27 protein-coding genes and 2 riboswitches are annotated in these 25,268 nt (G+C 63.0%); of the genes, 18 read left to right on the top strand and 9 right to left on the bottom strand.

Annotated features, from left to right (window positions below; all coding sequences use genetic code 11):
• Window positions 1-16 precede the first annotated feature (16 nt).
• The 3 genes from ACZZ0Q_RS20405 to ACZZ0Q_RS20395 all read right to left on the bottom strand — a co-directional run bounded on the left by ACZZ0Q_RS20405 (window position 17) and on the right by ACZZ0Q_RS20395 (window position 2,714).
• A complete protein-coding gene (locus tag ACZZ0Q_RS20405) occupies window positions 17-1,282 on the bottom strand; it encodes an ABC transporter permease (protein ID WP_463540992.1) in 1,266 nt (421 codons plus the stop codon).
• Between the two features lies 1 nt (window position 1,283).
• Window positions 1,284-1,994: an ABC transporter ATP-binding protein gene (locus tag ACZZ0Q_RS20400; protein ID WP_463540993.1), complete on the bottom strand. Its 711-nt coding sequence runs from the start codon at window positions 1,992-1,994 to the stop codon at window positions 1,284-1,286.
• A 99-nt stretch (window positions 1,995-2,093) separates the two neighbouring features.
• Window positions 2,094-2,714 (bottom strand): DUF2796 domain-containing protein, encoded by a 621-nt coding sequence (locus tag ACZZ0Q_RS20395; protein WP_463540994.1) that lies wholly within the window; start codon window positions 2,712-2,714, stop codon window positions 2,094-2,096.
• A 129-nt stretch (window positions 2,715-2,843) separates the two neighbouring features.
• On the opposite strand from ACZZ0Q_RS20395, the gene ACZZ0Q_RS20390 reads away from it, so the two are divergent.
• On the top strand, window positions 2,844-3,194 hold the full coding sequence (locus ACZZ0Q_RS20390; protein WP_463540995.1) for a hypothetical protein: 351 nt from the start codon (window positions 2,844-2,846) through the stop codon (window positions 3,192-3,194).
• Between the two features lie 13 nt (window positions 3,195-3,207).
• Here the strand turns inward: ACZZ0Q_RS20390 and trxA are convergent, their stop codons facing one another.
• Both trxA and ACZZ0Q_RS20380 read right to left on the bottom strand, forming a co-directional pair.
• Window positions 3,208-4,080, bottom strand: a complete 873-nt coding sequence (trxA, locus tag ACZZ0Q_RS20385) for a thioredoxin (protein ID WP_463540996.1) — start codon at window positions 4,078-4,080, stop codon at window positions 3,208-3,210.
• Between the two features lie 126 nt (window positions 4,081-4,206).
• The gene (locus ACZZ0Q_RS20380) at window positions 4,207-5,223 is read right to left on the bottom strand and encodes an XdhC family protein (RefSeq protein WP_463540997.1); all 1,017 of its coding nucleotides are present in this window, start codon (window positions 5,221-5,223) and stop codon (window positions 4,207-4,209) included.
• 136 nt (window positions 5,224-5,359) lie between these two features.
• Between ACZZ0Q_RS20380 and ACZZ0Q_RS20375 the strand changes: the two genes are divergently transcribed.
• Window positions 5,360-5,941 (top strand): nucleotidyltransferase family protein, encoded by a 582-nt coding sequence (locus ACZZ0Q_RS20375; protein WP_463540998.1) that lies wholly within the window; start codon window positions 5,360-5,362, stop codon window positions 5,939-5,941.
• Window positions 5,942-6,035: 94 nt separating this feature from the next.
• Window positions 6,036-6,818: a hypothetical protein gene (locus ACZZ0Q_RS20370; protein ID WP_463540999.1), complete on the top strand. Its 783-nt coding sequence runs from the start codon at window positions 6,036-6,038 to the stop codon at window positions 6,816-6,818.
• Here ACZZ0Q_RS20370 and ACZZ0Q_RS20365 read toward each other — a convergent pair.
• Both ACZZ0Q_RS20365 and ACZZ0Q_RS20360 read right to left on the bottom strand, forming a co-directional pair.
• Window positions 6,815-7,468, bottom strand: coding sequence for a class I SAM-dependent methyltransferase (locus ACZZ0Q_RS20365; protein ID WP_463541000.1), 654 nt, complete (start codon window positions 7,466-7,468; stop codon window positions 6,815-6,817). The two genes, ACZZ0Q_RS20370 and ACZZ0Q_RS20365, sit on opposite strands and share 4 nt — an antisense overlap.
• The gene (locus tag ACZZ0Q_RS20360; RefSeq protein WP_463381621.1) at window positions 7,465-7,911 is read right to left on the bottom strand and encodes a YbaY family lipoprotein; all 447 of its coding nucleotides are present in this window, start codon (window positions 7,909-7,911) and stop codon (window positions 7,465-7,467) included. Before ACZZ0Q_RS20360 ends, ACZZ0Q_RS20365 begins: the two co-directional genes overlap by 4 nt.
• Window positions 7,912-8,035: 124 nt before the next feature.
• Here ACZZ0Q_RS20360 and nrdR point away from each other — a divergent pair, with 124 nt between their 5' ends.
• From nrdR to ACZZ0Q_RS20290, 14 genes are all read left to right on the top strand, one after another.
• Window positions 8,036-8,500 (top strand): transcriptional regulator NrdR, encoded by a 465-nt coding sequence (gene nrdR / locus ACZZ0Q_RS20355; RefSeq protein WP_162998791.1) that lies wholly within the window; start codon window positions 8,036-8,038, stop codon window positions 8,498-8,500.
• Window positions 8,501-9,634 (top strand): bifunctional diaminohydroxyphosphoribosylaminopyrimidine deaminase/5-amino-6-(5-phosphoribosylamino)uracil reductase RibD, encoded by a 1,134-nt coding sequence (gene ribD, locus ACZZ0Q_RS20350; RefSeq protein WP_463541001.1) that lies wholly within the window; start codon window positions 8,501-8,503, stop codon window positions 9,632-9,634.
• Window positions 9,635-9,721: 87 nt separating this feature from the next.
• Window positions 9,722-9,883: riboswitch (FMN riboswitch) on the top strand.
• A gap of 139 nt (window positions 9,884-10,022) precedes the next feature.
• On the top strand, window positions 10,023-10,694 hold the full coding sequence (locus ACZZ0Q_RS20345) for a riboflavin synthase (protein WP_122493442.1): 672 nt from the start codon (window positions 10,023-10,025) through the stop codon (window positions 10,692-10,694).
• Between the two features lie 21 nt (window positions 10,695-10,715).
• Window positions 10,716-11,807, top strand: coding sequence for a bifunctional 3,4-dihydroxy-2-butanone-4-phosphate synthase/GTP cyclohydrolase II (ribBA, locus tag ACZZ0Q_RS20340; protein ID WP_122453958.1), 1,092 nt, complete (start codon window positions 10,716-10,718; stop codon window positions 11,805-11,807).
• Window positions 11,808-11,979: 172 nt separating this feature from the next.
• On the top strand, window positions 11,980-12,456 hold the full coding sequence (ribH, locus tag ACZZ0Q_RS20335; RefSeq protein WP_110617310.1) for a 6,7-dimethyl-8-ribityllumazine synthase: 477 nt from the start codon (window positions 11,980-11,982) through the stop codon (window positions 12,454-12,456).
• Complete coding sequence (gene nusB / locus ACZZ0Q_RS20330; RefSeq protein WP_463381622.1) at window positions 12,453-12,950, top strand: transcription antitermination factor NusB; 498 nt, start codon at window positions 12,453-12,455, stop codon at window positions 12,948-12,950. The genes ribH and nusB overlap by 4 nt, the downstream gene beginning before the upstream one ends.
• A gap of 8 nt (window positions 12,951-12,958) precedes the next feature.
• Complete coding sequence (thiL, locus tag ACZZ0Q_RS20325; protein ID WP_463541002.1) at window positions 12,959-13,933, top strand: thiamine-phosphate kinase; 975 nt, start codon at window positions 12,959-12,961, stop codon at window positions 13,931-13,933.
• Window positions 13,920-14,447 (top strand): phosphatidylglycerophosphatase A family protein, encoded by a 528-nt coding sequence (locus ACZZ0Q_RS20320; RefSeq protein WP_122493439.1) that lies wholly within the window; start codon window positions 13,920-13,922, stop codon window positions 14,445-14,447. Before thiL ends, ACZZ0Q_RS20320 begins: the two co-directional genes overlap by 14 nt.
• Before the next feature lie 30 nt (window positions 14,448-14,477).
• A complete protein-coding gene (locus tag ACZZ0Q_RS20315) occupies window positions 14,478-15,227 on the top strand; it encodes a substrate-binding periplasmic protein (RefSeq protein WP_463541003.1) in 750 nt (249 codons plus the stop codon).
• 68 nt (window positions 15,228-15,295) lie between these two features.
• Complete coding sequence (locus ACZZ0Q_RS20310) at window positions 15,296-15,913, top strand: retropepsin-like aspartic protease family protein (protein WP_463542281.1); 618 nt, start codon at window positions 15,296-15,298, stop codon at window positions 15,911-15,913.
• A 4-nt stretch (window positions 15,914-15,917) separates the two neighbouring features.
• Complete coding sequence (gene bla, locus ACZZ0Q_RS20305; RefSeq protein ID WP_463541004.1) at window positions 15,918-16,787, top strand: class A beta-lactamase; 870 nt, start codon at window positions 15,918-15,920, stop codon at window positions 16,785-16,787.
• Window positions 16,788-16,911: 124 nt separating this feature from the next.
• Complete coding sequence (gene ribA, locus ACZZ0Q_RS20300) at window positions 16,912-17,532, top strand: GTP cyclohydrolase II (protein WP_122493436.1); 621 nt, start codon at window positions 16,912-16,914, stop codon at window positions 17,530-17,532.
• Window positions 17,529-17,945, top strand: a complete 417-nt coding sequence (locus tag ACZZ0Q_RS20295; RefSeq protein WP_463541005.1) for an MFS transporter — start codon at window positions 17,529-17,531, stop codon at window positions 17,943-17,945. Before ribA ends, ACZZ0Q_RS20295 begins: the two co-directional genes overlap by 4 nt.
• Window positions 17,942-18,739 (top strand): cobalamin-binding protein, encoded by a 798-nt coding sequence (locus tag ACZZ0Q_RS20290; RefSeq protein ID WP_463542282.1) that lies wholly within the window; start codon window positions 17,942-17,944, stop codon window positions 18,737-18,739. The genes ACZZ0Q_RS20295 and ACZZ0Q_RS20290 overlap by 4 nt, the downstream gene beginning before the upstream one ends.
• A 297-nt stretch (window positions 18,740-19,036) precedes the next feature.
• On the opposite strand, the gene ACZZ0Q_RS20285 is transcribed toward ACZZ0Q_RS20290, so the two are convergent.
• Both ACZZ0Q_RS20285 and ACZZ0Q_RS20280 read right to left on the bottom strand, forming a co-directional pair.
• Window positions 19,037-20,938 carry a TonB-dependent receptor domain-containing protein gene (locus ACZZ0Q_RS20285; RefSeq protein ID WP_463541006.1) on the bottom strand — a complete coding sequence of 634 codons (1,902 nt, stop codon included), beginning with the start codon at window positions 20,936-20,938 and terminating at the stop codon, window positions 19,037-19,039.
• 88 nt (window positions 20,939-21,026) lie between these two features.
• Window positions 21,027-21,259, bottom strand: a riboswitch (cobalamin riboswitch).
• A gap of 81 nt (window positions 21,260-21,340) precedes the next feature.
• Window positions 21,341-22,039: a methyl-accepting chemotaxis protein gene (locus tag ACZZ0Q_RS20280; RefSeq protein WP_463561040.1), complete on the bottom strand. Its 699-nt coding sequence runs from the start codon at window positions 22,037-22,039 to the stop codon at window positions 21,341-21,343.
• 1,803 nt (window positions 22,040-23,842) lie between these two features.
• On the opposite strand from ACZZ0Q_RS20280, the gene hemN reads away from it, so the two are divergent.
• Complete coding sequence (gene hemN / locus ACZZ0Q_RS20275) at window positions 23,843-25,225, top strand: oxygen-independent coproporphyrinogen III oxidase (protein WP_463541008.1); 1,383 nt, start codon at window positions 23,843-23,845, stop codon at window positions 25,223-25,225.
• The last annotated feature ends 43 nt before the right edge of the window (window positions 25,226-25,268 follow it).

The following is a 25,268-nucleotide window of genomic DNA, read 5'->3' as shown; positions in this document are numbered from 1 at the left end:
GGTTACAAGGGTTGAGCTACACGCGGATAGACAAGCCGTCTGCCAGCGATTGTCGGTAGGCGCGCCAGGCGGGAATCGCGCCCATCAGCAGCGCGGCGCCCAGGATGCCACCCAGCAGCGTCCATTCATAAGCACTTGGCAGCGCCAGCGGCAGAAAGATGCCGTAGTTGGCCTGCACGTAGCCTTGCGCGGCGCCGATGCCAACGTACAGCAACAGCGTGCCGAGCAGGACGCCGGAGCATGCCAGAGCGAACGCTTCGAGCACCAGCAAACTGGCGATATGCCAAGGCCGTGCGCCGACTGAACGGAGAATCGCCATCTCCCGACGGCGCTCGTTCAGGCTGGTAAGAATGGCTGTGAGCATGCCGATCAGGCCGGTAATCACCACGAACAGCGACACCACAAATAACGCTTTTTCGGCCGTGCCCATCAAGCTCCACAACTCTTGCAGCGCCACGCCCGGCAGTATCGCCAGCAGCGGTTCGCCGCGAAATTCATTGATTTCACGCTGCACGCTGAACGTGGCGATTTTGTTGTTCAGACCGAGCATAAACGCCGTAATCGCTTGCGGCGTGAGGTCCATGTTGCGCGCCTGGTCGGCGCTGATGCGCCCGGCACCGCGCGCCGGCACGCCATTTTTCCAATCGATGTGCAGCGCTTCCATGCCGCCGAGGCTGATGTGCAGGGTGCGGTCTACGGGCGTGCCGGTGCGCTGCAAAATGCCGACCACAGTGAAGGGTTTGTCGTCGTGTTTGACCAGGCTGATGCTGGCCACGCCATGGGCCAGCACGATTTTTTCACCGAGTTTGTACTTCAGCGCATCTGCCACTTCGGCGCCGAGCACCACCTCGAACGGGTCGGTGTCGAACGCGCGGCCGCTGGCCAGCTGCAGCGCCTGGCCGCGGCCATAGTGGTAATGCTCAAAGTACGCGCCGGTGGTCCCCATCACGCGGTAGCCGCGGTGCGAGTCGCCGAGCGACATGGGAATGGCCCACTTCACCTGTTTGCTGTTGGCGAAGTGTTCGAAGCTGTCCCAGCGAATGTTGTTGGTGGCGTTGCCGATGCGAAACACCGAATACAGCAGCAAGTTGATTGAGCCGGAGCGGGCGCCCACGACCAGATCGGTGCCGCTGATGGTGCTGGCGAAACTGGCGCGCGCTTCGGTGCGCACGCGCTCAACGGCTAGCAGCAAGCACACCGACAGGGCGATGGCGAATACGGTGAGCAGGGCGGTAAAGCGGCGGTTGGCCAGGCTGGCCATGGCGAGGCGGAACAAATACATCTCAAACCTCCGCAGCGGGCGAGGCCGCGCGATTGAGTTCAGCCAGGGACAAGTGGCGGTCAAACAACGGCGCCAGGCTTTGGTCGTGGCTAACAAAAAGCAGGCTGGAGCCGGCTGCGCGGCATTCGGCGAACAGCAATTGCAAGAACGCCTCGCGGGCGTCGGCGTCCAGTGCCGAAGTCGGTTCGTCGGCAATTACCAGTTCCGGTTGGCCGATCAAGGCACGTGCTGCCGCCACTCGTTGCTGCTGCCCGATGGACAGCGAATCGGCGCGGCGTTCAAGCAAGTCATCCTTCAACCCCAAATGTGCCAACAGCGCGCCGGCGGCCTGGTGCACGCTGCCGTGGCGCTGCTTGGCACGCTGAGTGCGCAGCTTGGAAAAGTGGCACGGCAATTCAACGTTTTCACGCACCGAGAGAAACGGCAGCAGGTTGAATTGCTGAAAGATGTAGCCGGTGTGGTCGACGCGGAAATGATCGCGGGCGCCGGCCGAGAGTTCGGTCAGTTCTTGCCCCAATAACGTGATGCTGCCGCGACTGGGTTTCTGCACACCGCCCAGCAAACCCAGCAGCGTGGTTTTGCCGCTGCCGCTCGGGCCTTTGAGAAACAAGGTTTCACCGGGGGCGAGGTGAAAGGCCGGAATATCCAGTAATTCTGCTTGGCCAGGCCAGGCGAAACCGAGGTCACGAAGGAGCAGAAGAGGCGCTGTCATGGGCGGGCATCTTTCAAGGGAGATGGGGCGAAATCGAAGCCGCCAGTCCCCATTTGCAAGGGGCGGGCGGCTACCGCTGGCTGTTAGAGCGCGGCCGAATCAGAAGTTCAGGCGTGGGCTCTTTTCGTTGAGCTCCGCGCCTTGCTGGCCGTTCGGGCCGATCAATTGTGCTTGAACCTGATGCAGCGAGGGGAAGCGTTTGAACAGCGGCGCGAGGTCGAGGCTGGTCAGGGCCTCAGGGGCGGCGCAGTTCAGTTGGTAGCTGGCGTGGATCTCGCTGTGGTGGTGTTCGTGCTCATGTTCATGGCCATCACCGGTGGCATGTTCGTCGTGGTCGTGGTCTTCGTCATGGTCGTCATCGGCGTCTGGCTTGTCGCCGAATAGCGGGCTGTGCAGGGTCACTTTGCTGACGCTGCACTTCGCCGCAGCCGGCAGCGTGAACAGGCTTAGCGGTTTTTCCAGATCCGCCCGGGCGCCAGCGACGGTGGCTTGGTCCACCGCCACTTTGGCGACGTGCTCAAACCCCACGAGATTCATCGACGGATTTTCCAGCTCCAGCTCCAGCGTGTTGCCATCCAATGCCGCGTTCAAACGACCCACGCCGTGTTCGTGGGTGCCGAGGCTGGCGTGCTCTTCAACATGGTCATCATGACTGTCAGCGGCCTGAGCGATGGCCAGCGGCAACAGGGCAAACGGCAGAGCGAGCAGCAAACGGCGCATGAAGGGAAACTCCGGCAAAACGGCTGATTTGAGATGTTATGTTATAACTCAAATTCGGCGTTGCCTAGCCTGCTTGGAGAACAATCTCAGCCGTGGGAGCATGGCCGTACTTTTATCGGAGGGCGCGCAATGGTGCGTATCAAAGGAACCATCGGCGCGTGGCCGGTCGATCTGACCCTGGAGTTGGATCCGCAGGACTGGGCGCAACTGGCCGCCCATTTGCCCGTTCAGCCGGCGGCCGAGCAAGTGAAGCCAGCCGCCACGGCAGCGGGCCACTCGCCAGACGACAAACAATGGATTGTGGTGCAGGAGTTGGTGCGCAGCGCCGGCAGCATCGATGGCCCCACATTGCTGGGCGAGCTGCAGGCGTTAACCGGCAATGCCAGCGCCGCCAAGCGTTTGCTGGTGCGCTTGCGGCATTCGGCGCTGGTAGCGGTGGAAGCCGGCGCAGACGCGCCGGTGTATCGCTGGGTGGGCTAATAAGGCGCGACGGTTAATACAGCGCCTGATACAGCTTGCGGCGAAACAGCGTAACCAACGCGTTGTCGTTGCCGAGCAAGTCGAACACTTGCAACAACGTCTTGTGCGGCACGCCATCGCCATAGTTGCGATTACGCACGAACAGCTTCATCAGCGCCTCGAGTGCCGGCTCGTATTGCTGGCGCGCCAGTTGCTGAATCGCCAGCTGATAAATCGCTTCATCGTCTTCGGCGTTCTGCGCCAACCGTGCTTTCAGCGCGGCGGCGTCGGGCAGGTCGGCAGCCTGTCGCAAGAAAGTCAGCTGCGCACGGGCGCTGGCCAGGTCTTGCTTGTGGCTGTCGCCCTTGACCGCATCCAGCACGGTTTGCGCTTCGTCCAATTCACCGCGCTCCGCCAGGCAGCGGGCATACAGAATCAGCGCGGCTGGCTTTTCGCTGTCAGCGGCAAGAATTTCGCGCAGCAGATTTTCCGCATCGCCAATGCGCCCTTCGGCGAACAGCGCCTGTGCGCTTTCAAACGGGTCAGCCGCCAATGGCGCCGGCTCCGCCACGTGGGGCTGGAGAATGGCGCGAATCGCCGATTCCGGCTGTGCACCCTGAAAGCCATCGACCGGCTGACCATTCTTGAACAGCACCACGGTCGGCAGGCTGCGGATGCCGAAGCGGGCGACCACGTCGGGCTCCAGGTCGCAGTTCACCTTGGCCAGCAGCAGCTCGCCGCGATAGCCTTCGGCAATCTGCGCCAGCATTGGCATCAAGGCTTTGCACGGCGCGCACCACTCGGCCCAGAAGTCCACCAACACTGGCTTGTGGAACGAATTCTGGATCACCAGCTGGTCGAAGTTGGCCGTGCTGACGTCGAAAATATAGGGCGTGTCCTGGCTCATGCTTAGTCTCGAAACGCGAAAGTGGGGAGTGCTGGAATCGCTTTCAGCACTGGGCGTCAACTATAGGTGGGGACGCCCCTCGCTGAAAACCAGGGGCAGTCAGGTCGATTCGTGGCAGTCAGCGCGTCAGGCGTTCACCGCCTCACACCCAATCCCGCGCGGCGTCAGGCTGGCCGCCAGTTGAGCGGCCGTCACGCCGTTGGCTACGCGCAGAATGTCGGCCATGACGGCGAGGGCGATTTCCGCAGGCGTCTTGCTGCCCAGATGCAGGCCAATAGGCGCATGCACCCGCTCCAGCGCCGGGTCGGTCAATCCGCCGACGCGCGCCAGCCGCTCGCGACGCTTGCCGCTGGTGCGCTGTGAGCCCATGGCGCCAATATAAAACGCCTCGGTGCGCACCGCTTCCATTAGGCTGAGGTCGTCCAGGCGCGGGTCGTGCGTAAGGGCCACCACCGCCGTCGCGCGGTGGCAGCCGCCGTTGGCGATATACAGCGCGGGCAGCATCTCTACCACCTCAACGCCCGGCAGCGACACACCTTCCAACACCTCGGCGCGCGGCTCGCACAGCACTACTTCAAAGCCCAAGGCCAGGGCAAAACTGGCGCAGTACTCCGCCACCGGCGACCAACCCGCAAGCAGCAAACGCTGCACCGCACCCACTCGGATATGCACCTGAACCCCGAGTTGTTGCACCCGTGGCTGGCCCATGTTGCCCGAGGCCAAATAGCGCTGCTGGCCGCCCAGCGTGACCACTCGGGTGAGCAGTTCGCCGCCCTCCAACGCGCCTTCCAGCGCCGCCAGGTGCTCATCGGACTGGGCATCGGCGGGCAGGTGTTCGAGCAGAATATCCAGCACGCCGCCGCAGGGCAGGGCGCGTGTCGGCGCCAGGCCGCCGTCGCCATAGCGCACCACTTGGTTCAGGGCATCGAAGCCGCCCGCGCACAATCGGGCGAGAAAGTCTTCCTCTACACAGCCGCCGGAGAGCGAGCCTTTCAGCTCGCCGGAACTCAGCGCGACCAACATCGCGCCGGGCCCACGTGGCGCCGAGCCGAAGGTATTTAACACCGTGCATAGCCACACACCGCGCCCTTGGGCCAACCACTCGCGCGCCTGGCGGCATACCTGAATGTCCAGCGATTGCATGCTCGCGCCCTTGAAAGTGCTCTCGAAGTTATGAGCGGTGTGGGCCGGATCCGTTCGATCTAAACGCTCGCCGCCAGCGGCCAATCGCCGCGAGCTGCTATATGCTCGGCGCCATCGCAATCGTGGTGTCACTCGCATGAAACCGTCGAACGTTGTCGGGCTGATGCTCGCTGCCGGCCAGTCGAAACGCTTCGGTGCCGACAAGCGCCAGGCCGTGTTGCCCTCGGGGCAGCCGCTATTAACCGCCAGCATCAATGCCGCCGCTAAGCACCTAAGCGAGCTGTGGCTGGTGCTGCGCGGCGATGACGACGTGTCGCGGCTTCAACTGCCGCCGGCTATCAAGACCGTATTCAGCGCGTCGGCGGCCAACGGCATGGGCCACAGCTTGGCCGATGGCATTGCGGCCTTGATGCAAACGAGCGATGCCGATGCTGTCGCCATTCTGCTGGGCGACATGCCATGGATTCAGCCCGGCACGTTCCGTCACCTGCTGGCGCAGGCCGATCCGCAACGGATCATCGTGCCGACGTTTAACGGGGAGCCCGGCCACCCGGTTATTTTCGGTCGCAACTTCTGGCCACAGCTCTTGCAGCTAACGGGCGACAACGGTGCGAAAGTCGTGGTGCAGGCCAATGTGCAAGCGCTGCGTCGGGTTGCCGTGGAGGATGCCGGCATCCTGCGTGACGTCGATACGCCGCACGCCTTGATGACGCCTTAACACGTTCTTCACATTCCGCTTCTTAGACTGCGCGTCATCTGCGCAGACGCTCGGTTTTTCCGGCATCCAGGCGCCTTGTTTTGGACTTCCGGGCATGCTTGCCACTACACCACGCGTTTTCAATTTTGTTGGGCTGGGAAAGGCAGCGGTGCTGCTGGCGACCGGTGTGGTCGTCGCGGGCGCGCTCTACGCCTATGCCGCCGGGCTCTTCTGGCGCAACTACGCCATCGCTGATGGCTGGCTGGCCTGTTTACTGGCTGGGTTGCTGGGCGTCGCCGTCCTGCTGGCGCGGCGAGCGTCGGCGGCGCAGGCCATGGCGGTGGGCTTTTCGTTGGCGCTGGATGCACTGGCGCTGCTGAGTTTCTTCGCACTGTTTGAAGTGAATGCGGGCGCGCCGGCGTTTGCCGTGGCGCTCGCTGTCATGGGCAGTTCCTGGTTCGCCAAGCAGCGCCTGTTCACGCTGGTCGTAGCGGCGGTCAACCGCCGCCAGGCCGACAGCCCGCTGTCGTTGTCACGCTTGGCTAATTGCAGCGCTGTCGAACTGCTGCAGCGCGGGCGCTACGGCGCGCTAGCGGCGTTGTTGGTCGCCGGCACTTTGGGGGCGGGGTCGCTGAGTCCTGCCGAAGCCGGCGCCTTGGTTGCGGGCTTGCTCACCGCCACGGTTTCTACCTTGTGTATCGCTCCGGCTATTTGGCTCACGCTGCGACAACGGCACATGTCCACCGTGGTGCCAACCCGTTACCGCGCCGCGCTCAACAGCACACCGTTTCTCGCGGCGCTGTTGGTGCTGCTGGTGCTGGGTGTGAGCGGTTGGTTGTGGCTGCCGGCGCACGGGGCCGACAGCCTGGCGCCGCAGTTTGCCAGCCACGCCCGCTAACGGGCCGCGTGGTAAAGGCTTACGTAGCGAAACTCTTCGGGCTCGGCCAGGTCAGGCCAGGTGCAGGCTTCGAGCATATCCAGGCGCTGGTACAACGGGTGATTGAAGTCGCGCACGCGTGAGTCGGCGACCAACGCCTGGCGGCCGCGACTGAGAAAGTGATCAAGCAAGGGCAGGTTGGCGCGGTCGTACAGCACGTCGGCGACGATGATCAAATCGAAGCGGTCCGCTTCGGCGAAGAAATCAGTCGAATAGCTGAGCGATACGCCATTGAGTTCGGCGTTGGCGCGGCACGCGGCCAGGGCCAGAGGATCAAGATCGCACGCCACCACTTCCATCGCGCCGGCCTTGGCTGCCGCGATGGCGGCAACGCCAGACCCGGCACCGAAATCCAACACACGTTTACCGGCCACCCACTCGGGGTGCTCGGCGAAATAGCGCGCCAGCACCAAGCCGCTGGCCCAGCAAAAACACCAATAGGGTGGGTCTTCGAGAATGCGCCGGGTTTCTTCGGGGCTGAAGGCGCGGTCCATGTTGTTGGCGTCGATCAGCCATAAACGCAGGTCCGTGCCGGGCAAGGTTTCGGCCACCAACTGCGCATCGCCAAGCAGTTCGTTCAGCGTTGCTTGCAGGTCAAGCGGTGGCGTCATGGCGCGGTTTCGAAGCGCAGATTGCCGACCTGTTGTGTGCTGGGCGAAGTGATGCGCAGCGGGTTCAGACGCAGGATCAACTGCGCCGACTGGGTCACGCGGCCATGCAGTTCAACGCGGGCATCGGCGGGGAAAGAGTCGGGGTTGAAGGGCAGGTGAAACGGCAACAAACGCCCGGTACCCTGAACGCTGATGTTGCCCAGCAGTTGCTGCGGGCGGTCGCGTTCGTCGATTACCAGCAAGGCCAGTTCAACGTTGGCGCCGGCGGGAACGTCCACCAGATTGCCGGTCAGCTCGCGCAGGTTAGCGGGCAGCGGCGCAGGCTCCGGCGCCGGCGCGGCGGCGGGTTTGCTAGCGACGGGCGCAACGACGGGCGTCGGGGTTTCGCTGGCGCAGGCGGCGAGCAGCGAGAAGGCACAAAGCAGAACGAATGGGCGAAACATAGAGAATTCCATCAGCCGTGGCGCGAGTGTGAGGCGGGCGCTTGTATACCGCAAAGTAGCTGGGTTGTCTTGCCAGTGGGATGCGCTACCATGGCCCCTCCTTCATTTTGTTGCCATTTATTTTATGCACTGTCCCTTCTGCGGCGCCAACGACACCAAGGTTATCGATTCGCGATTGGTCGCCGAGGGCGAGCAGGTTCGCCGCCGCCGGGAATGCCTGGCCTGCGAAGAGCGTTTCACCACTTTTGAAACCGCCGAACTGGTGATGCCGCGCCTGATCAAGCAAGACGGCAGCCGCCAACCGTTCGATGAAGAAAAGCTGCGCGCCGGCATGCAACGCGCGTTGGAAAAACGCCCCGTCAGCATCGAACGACTCGAAGCCGCCATCGCCCACATCAAGCACAAGATGCGCGCCACGGGTGAGCGCGAAATCAAGTCGCGGGTGCTGGGGGAGTTGGTGATGACCGAGCTGCAAAAGCTCGACGAAGTCGCTTATATCCGCTTCGCTTCTGTGTACCGCCGCTTCCAGGATCTCAACGAATTCCGCGAGGAAATCGACCGCCTCTCTCGCGAACCGGCGCAAGACTGAATGCCGATTCCCGAACAGGCCGTGGCCGACCCGCAATTCATGGCCCGCGCGCTGGAACTGGCGCGCAAAGGCATCTACTCCACCCATCCCAATCCGCGTGTCGGCTGCGTCATCGTCGCCAACGGCAAAATTGTCGGCGAAGGCTGGCATGCCCGCGCCGGTGAGCCCCACGCCGAAGTGCACGCCCTGCGCCAAGCCGGCGCCAAAGCCCAGGGCGCCACGGCCTACGTCACCCTTGAACCGTGCAGCCACCATGGGCGCACGCCGCCGTGTGCCGATGCGTTGGTCAATGCCGGCGTGGGCCGCGTGGTGGCGGCCATGCAAGACCCCAATCCCGAGGTGTCCGGGCGCGGTTTGCTGCGGTTGATGCAAGCCGGCATCACCGTGCACAGCGGCGTGATGGAAGCCGAAGCCCGCGCCTTGAACGCCGGCTTTATCAAACGCATGGAAAAAGGCCTGCCGTTTGTGCGGGTGAAGTTGGCCATGAGCCTGGACGGTCGCACCGCCATGGCCAGCGGCGAAAGCCAATGGATTACCGGCCCGGCAGCGCGTGCCGCCGTGCAGCGCTTGCGCGCCCAGGCCAGCGTGGTGCTAACCGGCGCCGACACGGTGTTGGCCGACGGCGCGCGGCTGACCGTGCGCCCCGATGAACTGGGCCTGAACGCAGAACTCACCGCGCTGGCCATGACCCGCCCGCCACTGCGTGTGCTGGTTGACGGCCGTTTGCGCGTGCCGCTGAGCTCGCCGTTCTACCAGGCGGGCGCCGCGTTGGTCGCCACCTGCGCGGCAGCGTCTGCCCGCGACCGTTTCCTGGATGACGGCCACACACTGCTGGCCATTCCCGGCAGCAACGGCCATGTCGACTTGCGTAAGCTGCTCGCCGAGCTGGCTGGCCGCGGCGTTAATGAAGTGCTGGTGGAAGCCGGTCCGCGACTGGCCGGGGCGTTTGCGCGCTTGGGCTTGGTGGATGAATACCAGTTGTTCGTGGCCGCCAAGTTCCTCGGGTCCAGCGCTCGCCCGTTGTTGGACATGCCGCTGGCGCGCATGGCCGAGGCCGCGCCGCTGAAGATCACCGACATGCGCGCGGTGGGCGACGATTGGCGAATCATCGCCGTGCCGGATAAGCCCAGCTAGCGACCACGCAACCTTCTGAATACCCCTACATAGATGCAATCAAACGGCGAGTTGTGGTAAAAACGCAGCCCAGCCATGCAGATGGCTGAACGTTCTCAGGGCGGGGTGCGATTCCCCACCGGCGGTAATGGCGCGCAATGCGCTTAGCCCGCGAGCGCTTGCGGCAGCCGACAACGGCAGCGGCAAGGTCAGCAGACTCGGTGTGATTCCGAGGCCGACGGTCATAGTCCGGATAAAGAGAGAACGGGATTGCCTGCCAGGGCCCACGCGTGCGTGCGCCCGTTTGAGACATCCCTTTCGATCCAACACGCCCTGTTTTTTATTAAACAGGAGTTCGATCCATGCTTAATCGTGCTGTTTTGTCGGCACCTCTTACTGAGGAGGCCGCATGTTTACCGGAATAATCGAAGCCCTCGGCACCATTCGCGCCCTGACCCCCAAAGGCGGCGACGTACGCGTGTACGTGGAAACCGGCAAGCTCGACCTGGCCGACGTCAAGCTCGGCGACAGCATTGCGGTAAACGGCGTATGCCTGACTGCCGTGCAGTTGCCGGGTGATGGTTTCTGGGCTGACGTCAGCCGCGAAACCCTGGCCTGCAGCGCCTTCAACGACTTGAAAGCGGGCAGCAAGGTCAACCTGGAAAAAGCCCTGACACCCAGCAGCCGCCTCGGTGGCCACTTGGTCAGTGGCCATGTGGATGGCGTCGGCGAGGTGATCGCCCGCGAAGACAACGCCCGCGCTGTGCAATTTCGCATCCGCGCCCCGCGTGAGTTGGCCAAGTACATCGCCCTGAAAGGCTCGATCACCGTCGACGGCACCAGCCTGACGGTAAACGGCGTCAATGGCGCCGAGTTCGAGCTGACCATCGTGCCGCACACCCTGGGCGAAACCATCATGGCCGACTACCGGCCGGGTCGCCGCGTGAACCTTGAGGTCGACCTGCTGGCGCGTTACCTGGAGCGTTTGCTGCTCGGTGACAAAGCCGCCGAGGCCACTGCGGCAGCGCACGGTTCGTCCGGCCTGACCGAAACTTTCCTGGCCGAACACGGCTACCGCTAATTACGACGTAAGGCACGCCCCATGGCTCTTAACAGCATCGAAGAATTGGTTGCCGATATTCGCGCCGGCAAAATGGTCATCCTCATGGATGACGAAGACCGCGAGAACGAAGGCGACCTCATCATCGCCTCCGAATGCGTCACCGCTGAACACATCAACTTCATGGCCAAGCACGCCCGCGGGCTGATCTGCATGCCCATGAGCCGTGAGCGCTGCGAAACCCTCAAGCTGCCGTTGATGGCGCCGCGCAATGGTTCGGGCTTTGGCACCAAGTTCACCGTCTCCATTGAGGCGGCCACCGGCGTGACCACCGGCATATCCGCTGCCGACCGCGCCCGCACCGTGCAAGCCGCTGCCGCGAAAGACGCCAAGGCGGACGACATCGTCAGCCCCGGCCACATTTTTCCGCTGATGGCCCAACCGGGCGGCGTGCTGGCCCGCGCTGGCCACACCGAAGCGGCCTGCGACCTGGCCCGCCTGGGCGGTTTCGAGCCGAGCGGGGTGATCTGCGAAATCATGAACGACGACGGCACCATGTCGCGCCGCGCCGAGCTGGAAGCGTTTGCTGAGCTGCATGACATCAAGATCGGCACCATCGCCGACTTGATCCACTACCGCCTGATTCACGAACACACCGTGGAGCGTATTTCCGAGCAATCGCTGGACAGCGAGCTGGGCCACTTCAACCTGGTGACCTACCGCGACTCGGTCGAAGGCGACATTCACATGGCGCTGACCCTCGGCAAAATCTGCCCCGAAGAACCCACGCTGGTGCGCGTGCACAGCATGGAACCGCTGCGCGACTTGCTGATGGTGAAACAACCCGGCCGCTGGAGCCTGCGCGCCGCCATGACCAAAGTGGCCGAGGCCGGCAGCGGCGTGGTGCTGCTGTTGGGCAACCAACTGACCGGTTCCGACTTGCTCGCGCACCTGGAGCAACAGTTGGGCGGCGAACAAAAAGCCAGCGCCACCACCTACAGCACCGTGGGCGCCGGCTCGCAGATTCTGCGTGACTTGGGCGTGCGCAAAATGCGCTTGCTGAGTTCACCGGTGAAGTTCAACGCGATATCGGGCTTTGACCTGGAAGTTGTAGAATACCTGCCCTCCGAATAACCCGAGGTACCTGCTGCGCTGGGTCATGCGGCGTTAAAAACGTGTTCGACAGCCGTTTTTGCCATGCCTGACCTTCGCTCGCGACGGTCCCGAATTTTTAAATAGCCGGGGGATTGGGCAAACGCCCGCCCAGGCTCTTAACTCTAAATTGCTCTTTCAAGACGAGAACGCCATGACCCTGAAGACCATCGAAGGTACTTTCATCGCCCCCAAAGGCAGCTATGCGCTGGTGGTAGGCCGCTTCAACAGCTTCGTGGTCGAAAGCCTGGTGAGCGGTGCCGTAGACGCCCTGGTGCGTCACGGCGTGAGCGAAAGCGACATCACCATCATCCGCGCGCCGGGTGCGTTTGAAATTCCGTTGGTTGCCCAGAAAGTTGCTCAGCGCAGCGAGTACTCGGCCATCATCGCCCTGGGCGCAGTGATTCGTGGCGGCACCCCGCACTTCGAATACGTCGCCGGCGAATGCACCAAAGGCCTGGCCCAGGTGTCCATGGAGTTCGGCGTACCGGTTGCTTTCGGCGTGCTGACCGTTGATTCCATCGAACAAGCCATCGAACGTTCCGGCACCAAGGCCGGTAACAAAGGCGCTGAAGCGGCCCTTTCTGCCCTGGAAATGGTCAGCCTGCTGGCGCAGTTGGAGGCCAAGTGATTAACGACGAAGACGACAGCTTCAACCCCCCGGCAGAGAAAGGCCCGAACGCGCCCACCGGCAAGATCGCGGCCCGCCGTCAGGCTCGCAGCCTGGCCATGCAGGCGTTGTATCAGTGGCACCTGGCAGGCCAGTCGGTGAATGAAATCGAAGCGCAGTTTCGCGTAGACAACGATTTCAGCAGCGTCGACGGCGCCTACTTCCGTGAAATTCTGCACGGCGTACCGGCGCACAAAACTGAAATCGATGAGGCGTTCGCGCCTTGCCTGGACCGCGCTCAGGACGAGCTCGACCCGGTTGAGCTGGCCATCCTGCGCTTGTCCACGTTCGAAATGCTCAAGCGTATCGACGTGCCATACCGCGTGGTGATCAACGAAGGTATCGAGCTGGCCAAAGTGTTCGGCGCCACCGACGGACACAAGTTCGTCAACGGTGTGTTGGACAAATTGGCACCGCGTTTACGCGCTGCTGAAGTCAACGCCAACAAGCGTTGACCGGAGCCGTGGGTGAGTTCGAACTGATCCGCCGCTACTTCGCCGCTGCGCCCTGTGCGCAGCCTGGCGAGGCCGTGGTGCAGGGCATTGGCGACGATTGCGCGCTGCTGGCCCTGAACGCTGGCGAACAGCTGGCGATTTCCACCGACACGCTCGTGGTCGGAGTGCATTTTCCTGAATCCTGCGATGCATTCCTGCTCGGGCAGCGCGCGCTGGCGGTGTCCACCAGCGACCTCGCTGCCATGGGTGCTGCGCCCATTGGTTTTACCCTCGCACTCACGCTGCCGCAGGCCGATGCCGATTGGCTGCAAGCCTTCGCCGCCGGCCTCAACGAAATGGCGCAAGCCTGTTCGATGCGCCTGATTGGCGGCGACACCACGCGCGGGCCGCTGACCCTGACCCTCACCGTATTTGGCCGCCTGCCGGCCGGCCAGGCGCTGACCCGCGCGGGCGCCCAGGTGGGCGATTTGCTCTGTGTTGGCGGTGCATTGGGCGATGCGGCGGCGGCGCTGCCGCTGGTGCTTGGGCAGTGCACGGCCGCCGCGCAGATTGCCGAGCCGCTGCTGGCGCGCTATTGGTCACCGCAGCCGCAATTGGCGCTGGGTCAGGCGCTGCGCGGCAAGGCCACGGCAGCCCTGGATATTTCCGATGGCTTGCTTGCCGATTGCGGCCATATCGCCTTGGCCTCGGGCGTGGCCTTGCACATCGAGCGGGATCGCTTACCGTTGTCGCCGGCCGTATCGGCCTGGCTGGATCGCGACGCCGCCTCGCAATGTGCTGCCAGCGGTGGCGATGACTACGTATTGGCCTTTACCCTGCCGCCCGAGCACCTTGCACAGCTTCAGCAAGACGGCTGGCCGGTGACGGTCATCGGTCGAGTGGAAAGCGGAAAAGGGGTGCACTTCCTGGATTCATCCGGTCATAGCCTTGCGCCTTCTTCGCGCGGCTTTTTACATTTTGGGGGCTCGGGTGACTCAACCTAGCAAGAAAACGGTTCCTGACGCTCCGCCTTCGGTGTGGCGCAATCCGTGGCACTTCCTGGCCTTCGGGTTTGGCTCGGGCACATTGCCTAAAGCGCCCGGTACCTGGGGTTCGTTGGTGGCGCTGCCCTTTATTCCACTGTGGCAAATGCTGCCCGACTGGGGCTATTGGCTGATGCTCGGCGTGACCATGCTGTTCGGCTTCTGGCTGTGCGGCAAAGTGGCCGATGATTTGCGTGTGCATGACCACGAAGGCATCGTCTGGGACGAAATGGTCGGCATGTGGATCACCCTCTGGCTGGTGCCGGAAGGCTGGGGCTGGTTGCTGCTAGGCTTTGTCATGTTCCGTATTTTCGACATCCTCAAGCCGTGGCCGATCCGCTGGATCGACCGGCATGTGCACGGCGGCGTCGGCATCATGCTCGACGACCTGCTGGCCGGCGTATTCGCCTGGCTGGCCATGCAGCTGGTGGTGTGGGGTTGGGCCCAATACTGGGTGCACTCAGTGGCAAGCTAAGTGGCACGGCGGCGTTTAAGGGAACGAGCTATGCGTGGCAAGTGGTTATCAGGCAAGTGGTTCGCTCGGCTGCTGGCGGTGGCGCTGCTTGTGGCGGCTGGCGGACCGATGGCGCAAGCCGCCACGCCCACGCAAATCCGCCTGGCCAGTGAGGTGTGGGTTGACCACACCAACGCCGATGGCAGCGGCATGGCCTGGGACATTCTTCGCGCCGTATTCGAGCCCGCCGGCATTCGCCTGAACATTCACAGCGTTCCCTATACCCGCTCGGTCGGCCTGGTGCAGCGCGGCGGCGCCGACGCGTTCGTGGGCTCGTACATGAGCGAGATCCAGGACGGCGTGTTTTACCCCCGCTGGCACTACGATGCCGACCGCATCAGCGCCCTGGGCCTGGCCGATGCGCCTGCCATCAACCTGCAAAACGTCGGCACCTTTCGCCTGGCCTGGGTGCGCGGTTATGCCTACGAAAAATATCTGCCGCATTTGAACCACTACCAAGAAGTTTATCGGCGCGACGGTATCCTCTCGATGCTGGAACTCAAGCACATCGACTTCTACCTCGACGCCCGCACCGAAGTGCAAGAAGTGCTCAACGAGGCCGACGACGCCACACGCTTTCGCGCAACCGAGCTGACGCAATTGCCGCTGTACCTGGGCTTTGCCGACACCGCCGATGGTCACGCGCTGGCCCAGGTATACGACGCGCGCATGGAGTTGCTGGTGAGAGACGGCAGCCTGCGGCCGATTTTCGAGCGCTGGCAGCAACCCTATCCCTTTTGAATAACCACCACGCAACAGGCATCGACGCTATGACAAAGCACAGGAAGTACGCGCTGGCTGCCGGGCTGATGAGCCTGCTTTCATTCGGCGTGGCCATGGCGGCCGAACAGGTCATGGTGGTCGGCCTGTTTCCGGGCGCGGCGGTGATTAACGTCGATGGCGAGCGCAAGCTGGTGAAGGTCGGCAAAACCGGCCCCGGCGGCGTGGTGGTGGTCAGCGCGGACGGCAAAGGCGCGGTCCTGCGCGTGGATGGCGTGGAACGCCTGTATCCGCTGGAACGCGAATACAGCCAGGGCTTTGCCATTCCCATCAAAACCCAGGTGAGCATCGCCAAAGGGCTCGGCGGGCATTACTGGATCGCCGGTTCGGCCAACGGCCAGCCCGTGCAGTTTCTGGTCGACACCGGCGCTACTACCGTTGCCATGAACGACTCGCAAGCGCGGCAGTTGGGCATCGACTACCGCGCCGTAGGCAAGCCCACAGTTGTCAGCACCGCCAGCGGCACCGCCAACGCCTGGCGCGTTTCGCTGGACCGAGTGAAAGTCGGCGCCCTGGAATTGCTCGGCGTCGAAGCCACCGTACTGGACGGCCCAGCCCCCACCGAAGCGCTGCTCGGTATGAGCTTTCTCAACCGCGTGCGCTGGCGCGAAGAGCAGGGCGTGTTGATTCTGGAATCGAAAAACTAGGCCTATGACGCTTCTCTTGAAACGCCGCACTTTTCTCCTCGCCGCCGCTGCATTGCCGCTATTGCCCGCCTGGGCCGCTGAGTCGAGCGATGCGGTGCAACGCCTCAAACAGCTGGAAACCACCTTCGCTGGCCGCCTGGGTGTGGTGGCGCTGAACACCGGCAACGGCGAGGTGCTCAGTTACCGGGGCGACGAACTATTCCCCTTGTGCAGCACCTTCAAGGCCATGCTCGCGGGCGCCATTTTGCAGCGCAGCGTGTTAACGCCAGGGCTGTTGGACCAGCGAATCACCTACCGCAAAAGCGACTTGGTCTCGTACTCGCCGGTCAGCGAAAAGCACGTGCAAGACGGCATGACCGTCGCCGAACTGTGCGCCGCTACCGTGCAGTACAGCGACAACAGCGCCGCCAACCTGCTGATGAAATTGCTCGACGGCCCGGAAGGGCTGACCACCTTTGCTCGCTCCATTGGCGATCACCACTTCCGCCTGGAACGCTGGGAAACCGAATTGAACAGCGCCATTCCCGGCGATCTGCGCGACACCACTACGCCGCTGGCCATGGCCCACAGCCTGCAACGTCTGGTGGTCGGTGACGCCTTGCCGGATTCGCAGCGCCAGCAACTGCAAACCTGGCTGCGGGGCAACACCACGGGGGCCACGCGTATCCGCGCTGGCGTACCGGCGAATTGGCAGGTTGGCGATAAAACCGGCACCGGCGACTACGGCACCACCAACGATGTGGCTGTGCTGTGGCCACCCGGCAAAGCACCGGTTGTGCTGACGCTGTACCTGACGCAAAACACCAAGGACGCAAGCCCGCGTAACGAAACGCTGGCGGCGGCCACGCGCGTGGTGGTCGATTGGTTGCAATGAGGCTATATCGATCAACCACTTTGATCTTTATAGCCAGCAATTCAGGCTGACCGACGCGCAAAGCCTGCTGCTACAATGCCGCCCCCGTGCGAAATTTCCGCCATTTCCTTATTAGGAGCATACGGTGTCTGTCGTCTTCGTCGCCGCCTCCCAACTGCCCACGCCATTTGCTGTCTTCACCATGCATGGCTTTCTTGAAGAAGGCACCGGCCGTGAACACGTCGCGCTGACCCTCGGCGATGTCGCTGACGGCGCGCCCGTGCTGGGCCGTCTGCACTCCGAATGCTTGACCGGTGATGCCCTGTTCAGCCTGCGCTGCGACTGCGGTTTTCAACTGGAAGCGGCATTGGCCGCCATCGCCAAAGAAGGCCGTGGCGTGCTCCTGTACCTACGCCAGGAAGGCCGTGGCATTGGCCTGATGAACAAAATCCGCGCCTACGAATTGCAAGATGGCGGCGCAGATACCGTCGAAGCCAACGAGCGTCTGGGTTTTGGCGCTGACCAGCGCGACTATTCGATTTGCCTGCCGATGCTCAATCACTTAGGCATCACCTCGCTGAAACTGATGACCAACAACCCGCGCAAACTCAAAGCGCTGGCCGACATGGGCATCCCGGTGGCTGAGCGCAAACCGCTGCAAATCGAACACAACCCGCACAACAAGTACTACCTCGCGACCAAGGCCGGCAAACTGGGGCACCTGTTGGGCAACCAACACCAAGGCGAGGCCGAGGAAAGCCTGTGACCCGCAACGAGGTGCGCAAGCGGCTCGACCTGCTGTGGTGGCGGCAACTGGCGCTCACCTTGGCGCCGGTGTTTATCGTCAACCTGCTGTTCGGCGCCGATAAAACCGTGTCGGTGCTGGCCATGCCGCTGTTTATCGGTGGCCTGGCTTCCCTGTTCGTCAGCCTGCCGTTATTCAGCGCCTACAAACGCGGCCTGATCGCCACCGAACAAGCCCTCGACACCCCGCAAGAACCCGCCGCCTGGCTGGACCTCGCCGCTCGCCGTCGTCTGGCCTTTCTCGGCGCAGGCCTGCCCGCCTGGATTGCCGCCATCGCCGTGTTTACCGGCCTGGAAGCCATTCCGCTGATCCTTCTCGCGCTGGCCAGCGTGGTACTGCTGGCGCTCTACCGTATCCCTCGCCAACTCAGCTGATGCGCCTCCTGCTCGCCTGCCTGCTGTGCGCGCTGACCTGGTCGGCAGCGGCGCAACCGCGGGTGGTGAGCCTGGCGCCATCGCTTAGCGAAATCATGCTCGAACTGGATGCCGCCGATTTGCTGGTTGGCGTACTCGACGGTGGTGAACGCCCGGCGGCTCTGGCCGCGCTGCCCTCGGTGGGCCGCTACGGCCAACTGGAAATGGAAAGGCTGCTGACGCTGAAGCCTGACTTGCTACTGCTCTGGCCCGACAGCATCAGCGCCGCGCAACGCCAACAACTGATCGGCTTCGGCATTCCGCTGTTCGAGGCCCAGCCCCACACCTTGTCGCAACTGGCCGAGCAGTTTCAGGCGATTGGCGAGCGGGTAGGGCTCGCTGAAAACGGCCGCGAGCGCGCCGATGCATTTCGCCAGCGCCTGGCATCGCTGCAACAGCGCTACCGGCGTGGTGAGCCGCTGCCGGTGTTCTATCAGGTGTGGAATTCGCCGCTGTACACGGTGGGGGCGCAGATCATCAGTGATGCGCTGGGCGTATGCGGGGCGAAAAACGTATTTGCCGACGTGGCGCTGCCAGCGCCGCAGGTGAGCGTCGAAGCGGTGCTGCAGCGTGATCCCCATGTGATTGTCGGCGGCGATCAGGCGCAATTAGAAAGCTGGGCGCGCTGGCCACAGCTCAAGGCGGTGCAGCGTCAGCAGTTGCTGGTGCTGCCCGATAAAGGCATTGAACGGCCGAGTTTGCAGATGCTTGTGGCGACTGAGCGGCTTTGTGAGGCGTTGGCGGGGATGCGTTGAGCGTTGTGGCTGAGCGGAAATGCTGCCCAGCCGCTCTTACAGCAACCGATTTTATAACGCGCTCGGCTCGAAATTCTGGATCCCGAATCGTCGGACCGCCGCCTGCGCGAGGATGACGAAGGTTTATGTCATTTCCCCCGTCATCCTCGCGCATGCGGGGATCCAGAATTGTGGTCTTTACGCAACTCTTTGGCCGCTTATGCAAAAAAGCATCGCGGCTAAAGCCGCTCCCACAGGGGACGCGCGCGCGGTTTATAAAACTGTGGGAGCGGCTTCAGCCGCGATTCCTGCAACCACCTAAATCGCCGGCGTCCACACAAACCCAACTGTCGCCGTACGCCCATCCTCGCGATACCCGTGGTATTCGCCGTCATGGTTGTACAGCGCCCGGCTGTAGTCGTTATCCAGCACGTTATCGACACTGAAATTCAGCGCCAGCTCGCCGGTCGCCTGCCAACTGCTGCGCAGTCCCAGCAGCCCGTATCCGGGCAATTCCCGCGTATTACCCACATCGTCGTAGCTGCCGCTCACGGCTTGCCAATTGGCGCCCACGCTCAGCGCGCCGAAGCGGCGGTCGAGGTCCAGGTTCAGCGTGCGTTTGGCCCGGCGCGGCAGGGCGTGGCCGGTTTCGCGGTCGCGGGCGTCGAGCCAGGTGGCGTTGGCGGAGGCTTGCCAGCCGACCACGTCTCGCTCCAGCGTCAACTCCACGCCTTGTAAGCGCGCGGTGTTGAGGTTCACCGCGCAGTACAAAAACGTCGCCGGGTCGCAGAGCTCGGTGCTGATCAGGTCACGCACGTCGTTACGGTAAGCGGCCAGGCTCCAGCGCGTGGCCAGGTGCTCGCCGCGCAGTTGCAGTTCGTAGGTTTTCGAGTGCTCGGGTGACAGGCCCGGATTGCCGACATAGCCGTTGCCGTCATCCGGCCAGTACAGCTCGTTGTAAGTCGGCGCGCGAAAGCCTTCGCTGTACGAGGCGATCACCGAGGTGCTGTCGCCCACCGGCACGGTCAGCGCGCCGTTCCAGGTGTTCTCGCTGCCGAACTGTTCATTCTTGTCGTGGCGCACGCCCAGCTCGGTGGCGAACCCGTTGCCTTGAAAGCGATGCTGTACGAACGCCGCCTGGTTCCAGCGGGTTTGCTGGTTGTATTCGGTGCTGCTGTGCAACTCGTCCTGATAAAAATCCACCCCGGCGAGCACAGTGTTTTGATCGCCCAGTTGCAGGGTGTTCAGCCACGAAACCGAATCGCGGTAGGTGTTGAACACGCTGACTTCGTCGCTGAGTTTGTCCTGGCTTTTCTGCCGGCTTTCGCTGTGGCCGGCTTCCCAGCGGCTGCTCCAGAGGTCATTGAACTGCGCGTCGACAAAACCGCTGCCGCTGCTGAGGGTGAAGTCGGTGTAGGGCTGCTGTGGATAGCTGAGAAAGGTGCTCATGTCGAAGCGGCCGAAGGGGTTGTCGTACTCGTTGCGGCCGCGCTGGTCGAGCAGGCTGACGCCGCCTTCGACGCGCTCGTTGAATTGGTGACTAAGGTTGAAGCTCAGGGCTTTGTTGCGGTAGGCGTCGTGGTCGCTGTCGGCATCGTACGACTGGCCGGTGCGGTCGCTGCCGACCGTTTCGTCGAGGCTGCCGTTGAGGCTGAAACGCGTCTGTTCATCGCCGCCACTGAGGCCCAGGCTGCGCTGCCAGCTTTGCTGACTTCCAGCGCTGACGGCCAGGCGCGGTTGCAGGCCGCTGTCGCCACGACGGGTAAAAATCTGCACCACGCCGCCAATGGCATCGCTGCCATACAAGGCCGAGCGCGAGCCGCGCACCACCTCGATGCGTTCGATTTGTTCAAGGCTTAGAAACTGCAAACTGGCGCCGCCATCGGAGGCCGAACCGATGCGTTGGCCGTCCACCAGAATCAGGCTTTGAGTGTTGCTGCTGCCGCGAATAAACAGTGAGGTGTTGCTGCCGCGCCCGCCGTTTTGCACCAGCTGCATGCCGGGCACGCGGGTGAGCAGGTCGGTAATGGAGCGGGGCTGCAAGCGTTCGATATCGGTGCGGGTGAACACCGTGGCCGCCGCGGTGGCCTGGTCTAACGGCTCGGCGCTGCGGCCGGAGGTGATGACGGTATCTTGCAGCTTCAGCGCCTGGTCGTTGCTTTGCGCCTGCACTACAACGGGCAGCAGCAACGCGGGCAGGGCGAGATGTCGGTACTTCATGGAGTATTCCTCAAAAGATTTTTGAGGAGGGCATGGCAAGCGTGGCGCGTGAAGGCGCCTGCGCTTGATGGTGCTGCCCTCCGCAACACCAGTCGATTCCATGCAGGCCGGTCTCCGGGCTCTCGACTGAAAGGGCATCCTTTCCTGCCGCGATCACCTTCCCAGGTACAAACCCAGTGGTGTGTCGATCGGGCATGCAGCGTGGCTGCGGTCGATTACCGTTGCGGGGGCAGCGCCGGGATGGCTCCTATGGAGCGCACCGGCTTCCCGTTTAACGCCGGGCTCGTGTGAGCCGGACGCACCTGCGTGGACAAACGCCGCGCACCGTAGCGGTGGCGGCGGGGTGGGTCAAGCGGCGGGGGATCGGTGGGAGAGGCTTCAGTCTTGCTTGCGACGTACCGGTTATGCGCTCGGCTCTGCCTGGCCAAGCCGGCTGGCGGCTTTGTGCAGGTCGAGCACCAACCGCTCCAGAGCACGGGCGGCGAGCTGGGTTTGGTTCGCGGCCTCGGCGCTTTGGCCGGCGCCCGAGCTGATGGTTTGCGCTTGCAGATTGGCGGCTTGCGCCTGGTCGCGCTGCGATTGCATGGCGCGGCTGATTTCGCCGATCTGCGTCTGCATGCCGGCTACTTCCTGGTGAATGCGCTGCAACGCATGGTTCGCCTGCGTGGCTTGGTCAACGCTGGTGCCAACGCTGGTTTGGCATTGCTGCATCGAGCCGACGGCCTGCACGGCTTGCTGACGCATGCTGTGCAGGCTCTGGGCGATGGCGTGCGTGGCCTCGGCGGTGCGCTGGGCGAGGTTGCGCACTTCCTCGGCGACCACGGCAAAGCCACGTCCCGACTCGCCGGCCCGCGCGGCTTCAATGGCGGCGTTGAGCGCCAGCAGGTTGGTCTGCTCGGCGATGCCGCGAATGGTTTCGCTGATGCTCTGCACCGCCACCGTGTGTTGGCTCAGGCCTTCGATGGTGCGGGTGGCATCGCTGACCAGGCTGGCCAGGCGGCTGATTTGTTCGGTGGTTTGCTGCACCACGCTGGCGCCTTCCTTGGCCAGTTGCAGCGCTTGTTGCGAAGCATGTTCGCTGCCCAGGATGTGCTCAGTCATGGCGCTGATGCTGTGACTAACCCCTTGGGTAGCTTCGGCGGTCGCTTGGGCGGCGCTGTTCTGCTGGTTCGCGCACAGGCTGACGGTGCTGGAGGTCTGGTTGAGCGCGGCGCTGGTGTGGTGCAACGCGCTACCGGCAGAAACGATGCTCTGCATGGTGTCGTCCATTTTGTCGACGAAGCTATTGACCCAGCCCGCCAGCGAGCCGGTTTCATCGGCTTGCAACTGGTTTGCGCTGAAGCGGTTGCTCAGCGGCGCGCCACACTCGGCGGTGTCCAGAAAGAAGTCGCACAGCGCCTGCAATTTCTGGCTGCGCGGACGCAGGCTGAAGTACCAGAAATTGAACAACACCAGCGCGCTCACGCCAAACAGCGCCCAAGGCAAATGTTCACCTTGCCAGCCCAGGCCGGCGTGGGCGCCGTACAGCAACGCGGCGGCGACCCCGACATTCAGCAGCAGCGCTTTGAGCAAGGTGTAACTCAGGCTGCGCGGGCGATACACCTCTTCCAAGTCGCCCTCGCACATCATCCCCCACGTATCGGGCGAGCCCGGCAGGTTGAGGGTCAGACCGGCGCCGACTACCGGCACGCGGCGGTAGTCCGGGTAGCCGGGATAGAGGACGAACAGGTTGCTGCCGCAGCGCATGGTTTCGCGTACGCCGGGGTGCAACTCCTGGGTGGCGGGGTCGGTAAAGCGCAATTCGAATTCGGTGTGTTGGGTAACGCGCACGGTGCCGAAGGGCGTGTGCACGCCATCCTTGAGGTTCTCGCCGGCGCTGAACGTGCTGTCTTCAAAGCGTGAGCGGGACAGCGCGGTGCCGGGCGCGATGGCCGGGTCATACACCGACTTGATCATAAATAGGTAGTTGTCGCCGGAGTCGCGGTACACGTGGCCGGCTTCGCGTTGGATCAGGTCGCTCATCACATCGTTGGGAATGCGCGCGCACAGGCAGGCGACGGTTTTGCCGGCGACGATCAGCGGCTGGTGAAACATCAGCGTCACGGAGTCATGGAAGCGCGACGTGGTGGCGCCGAGCGTGGCGGTGACTTGATCTTTGTAAGGCCCGAGCAGAAACGGCGCGCGAAGACCGGCGGCCAGCGCCTTGGCGTCGTGGCGTTGCCCCATTCGCGGCGCATGGGTGGAGGCGAGCACCGTGCCGTCGGCGCCCACCACAAACAACTCCGACACTTCACGCATCGGCTCGGCAATTCGCTGCAACTGGGCGGCATCCACGCGTGGCCATTGCTCGCCCAACGTTGCTGCTACCTGATGCAGTTGCTGCCAATGTTGCTGCGTCCAGCCGAGCAACAATTGCGCGCGCGTGTTGGCCATGCCCGTGAAGGTTTTTTCCAGTCGCGCCGCCTGGTTGCGGTTGATCAGGCTGGCCCAGCGCAAGGCCCATTTGTTGTGCGTGCCCCACCAGGGCAGCCAACGCTTTTCGCGGCCGCTGAGGGCCATCTCGTGACTTTTAAGGTGCATGTCGGTGCTCGCAAATGACAAAGGGCAGTGCTTTGTCTAGCGTGCGCTTATTGCAATAACAGGACCGAAAGGCGCCGCTACTGGCCGATTGATGGCGCAATGACGCATTCCGCCAGATGAATGTCGCTTTTCTAGATGGGACGTACGTACTTTCCTCCGAAAGGTGCTGCGTCGAGCCGGCCGCAGCGCTGAGGATGCGCCGTATTGGTGCATGTCAGACGTCGGCTCTCCTGTAGGGATTTTCCGTCGGGTTGCGTCAAGTCAAGATCCGCTTTGTCGCAGCTTCCTAGACTGGCCGCCCACGCACTGCACCGGACCGCCGCCATGCTCGACGCCATTCATTGGGATGCTGACCTGATTCGCCGTTACGACCGCCCCGGTCCTCGCTACACCTCATACCCCACCGCCCTGCAATTCAACGAGAACGTCGCCGGCAACGCCTTGGTGCATGCCCTGAGCGAAAGCCGCGCGGCGTTGCGGCCGTTGTCGGTGTATGTGCACGTGCCGTTCTGCGCCAACATTTGCTACTACTGCGGCTGTAACAAGGTGATCACCAAAGACCGTGGCCGCGCGGTGCCGTATTTGCAGCGCCTGCATGAAGAAATCAGCCGCGTCGCCAGTCAACTCGACCGCCGCCAGGTGGTTGAGCAACTGCATTTTGGCGGCGGCACGCCAACCTTTCTTGGCCACACCGAGCTGCGCGAATTGATGCAGCACCTGCGCGAAAACTTCACCCTGCTCGACGGCGACAGCGGCGACTACGGCATCGAGATCGACCCGCGCGAAGCCGACTGGTCGACCATGGGCCTGCTCCGCGAGCTGGGCTTCAACCGCGTGAGCCTGGGCGTTCAAGACCTCGATCCTCAGGTACAGCAAGCCGTCAACCGCCTGCAAAGCTTCGAGCAGACCCGCGCCATTGTTGAAGCGGCGTGGACCTTACAATTTCGCTCGGTGAATATCGACCTGATCTACGGCCTGCCCAAGCAAACGCCCGATCGTTTTGCCTGCACGGTGGACAAGGTGATCGAGCTGCAACCCGATCGTTTGTCGCTGTTCAACTACGCCCACTTGCCTGAGCGTTTTATGCCGCAACGGCGCATCAGCGCGGATGACCTGCCAAGTCCGGCGGCCAAGCTGGAAATGCTTCAGCGCAGCATCGAACAACTGACAGCGGCGGGCTATGTGTACATCGGCATGGATCACTTCGCCCTGCCGGACGACGAACTGGCGGTGGCGCAGGAAGATGGCATGTTGCGGCGCAACTTCCAGGGCTACACCACCCATGGGCATTGCGACCTGGTGGGGCTGGGCGTGTCGGCCATCAGCCAGTTGGGCGATTTGTACTGCCAGAACAGCAGCGACCTGCCGCGTTATATGGCCGCCATCGACGAAGGCCATTCGGCCGTGGTGCGTGGGCTGTTGTGCAACGATGACGACCGCATTCGCCGTGCCGTCATCCAGCAACTGATCTGCGCTTTTAAACTCGATTTCAGCCTGATCGAAAGTGCGTTCAACATCGAGTTTCGCGGTTACTTCAACGAGGTGTGGCCGCAGCTTCAGCAGTTCGCGCGAGACGGTCTGATCGCCTTGAGCGACAACGCCATTCAGGTGCTGCCCGCCGGGCGCTTGCTGGTGCGCTCGGTGTGCATGTTGTTTGACCACTATTTAAGCGAGCAGAACAGCCAGCGATTCTCGCGGGTGATCTAAACAAAAAGGCCGGTCAATGGACCGGCCTTTTTCATGGCGAAGC

This window comes from Pseudomonas sp. AC070 (genome assembly GCF_979258635.1).
This window is presented reverse-complemented; position numbering and strand designations above follow the sequence as displayed.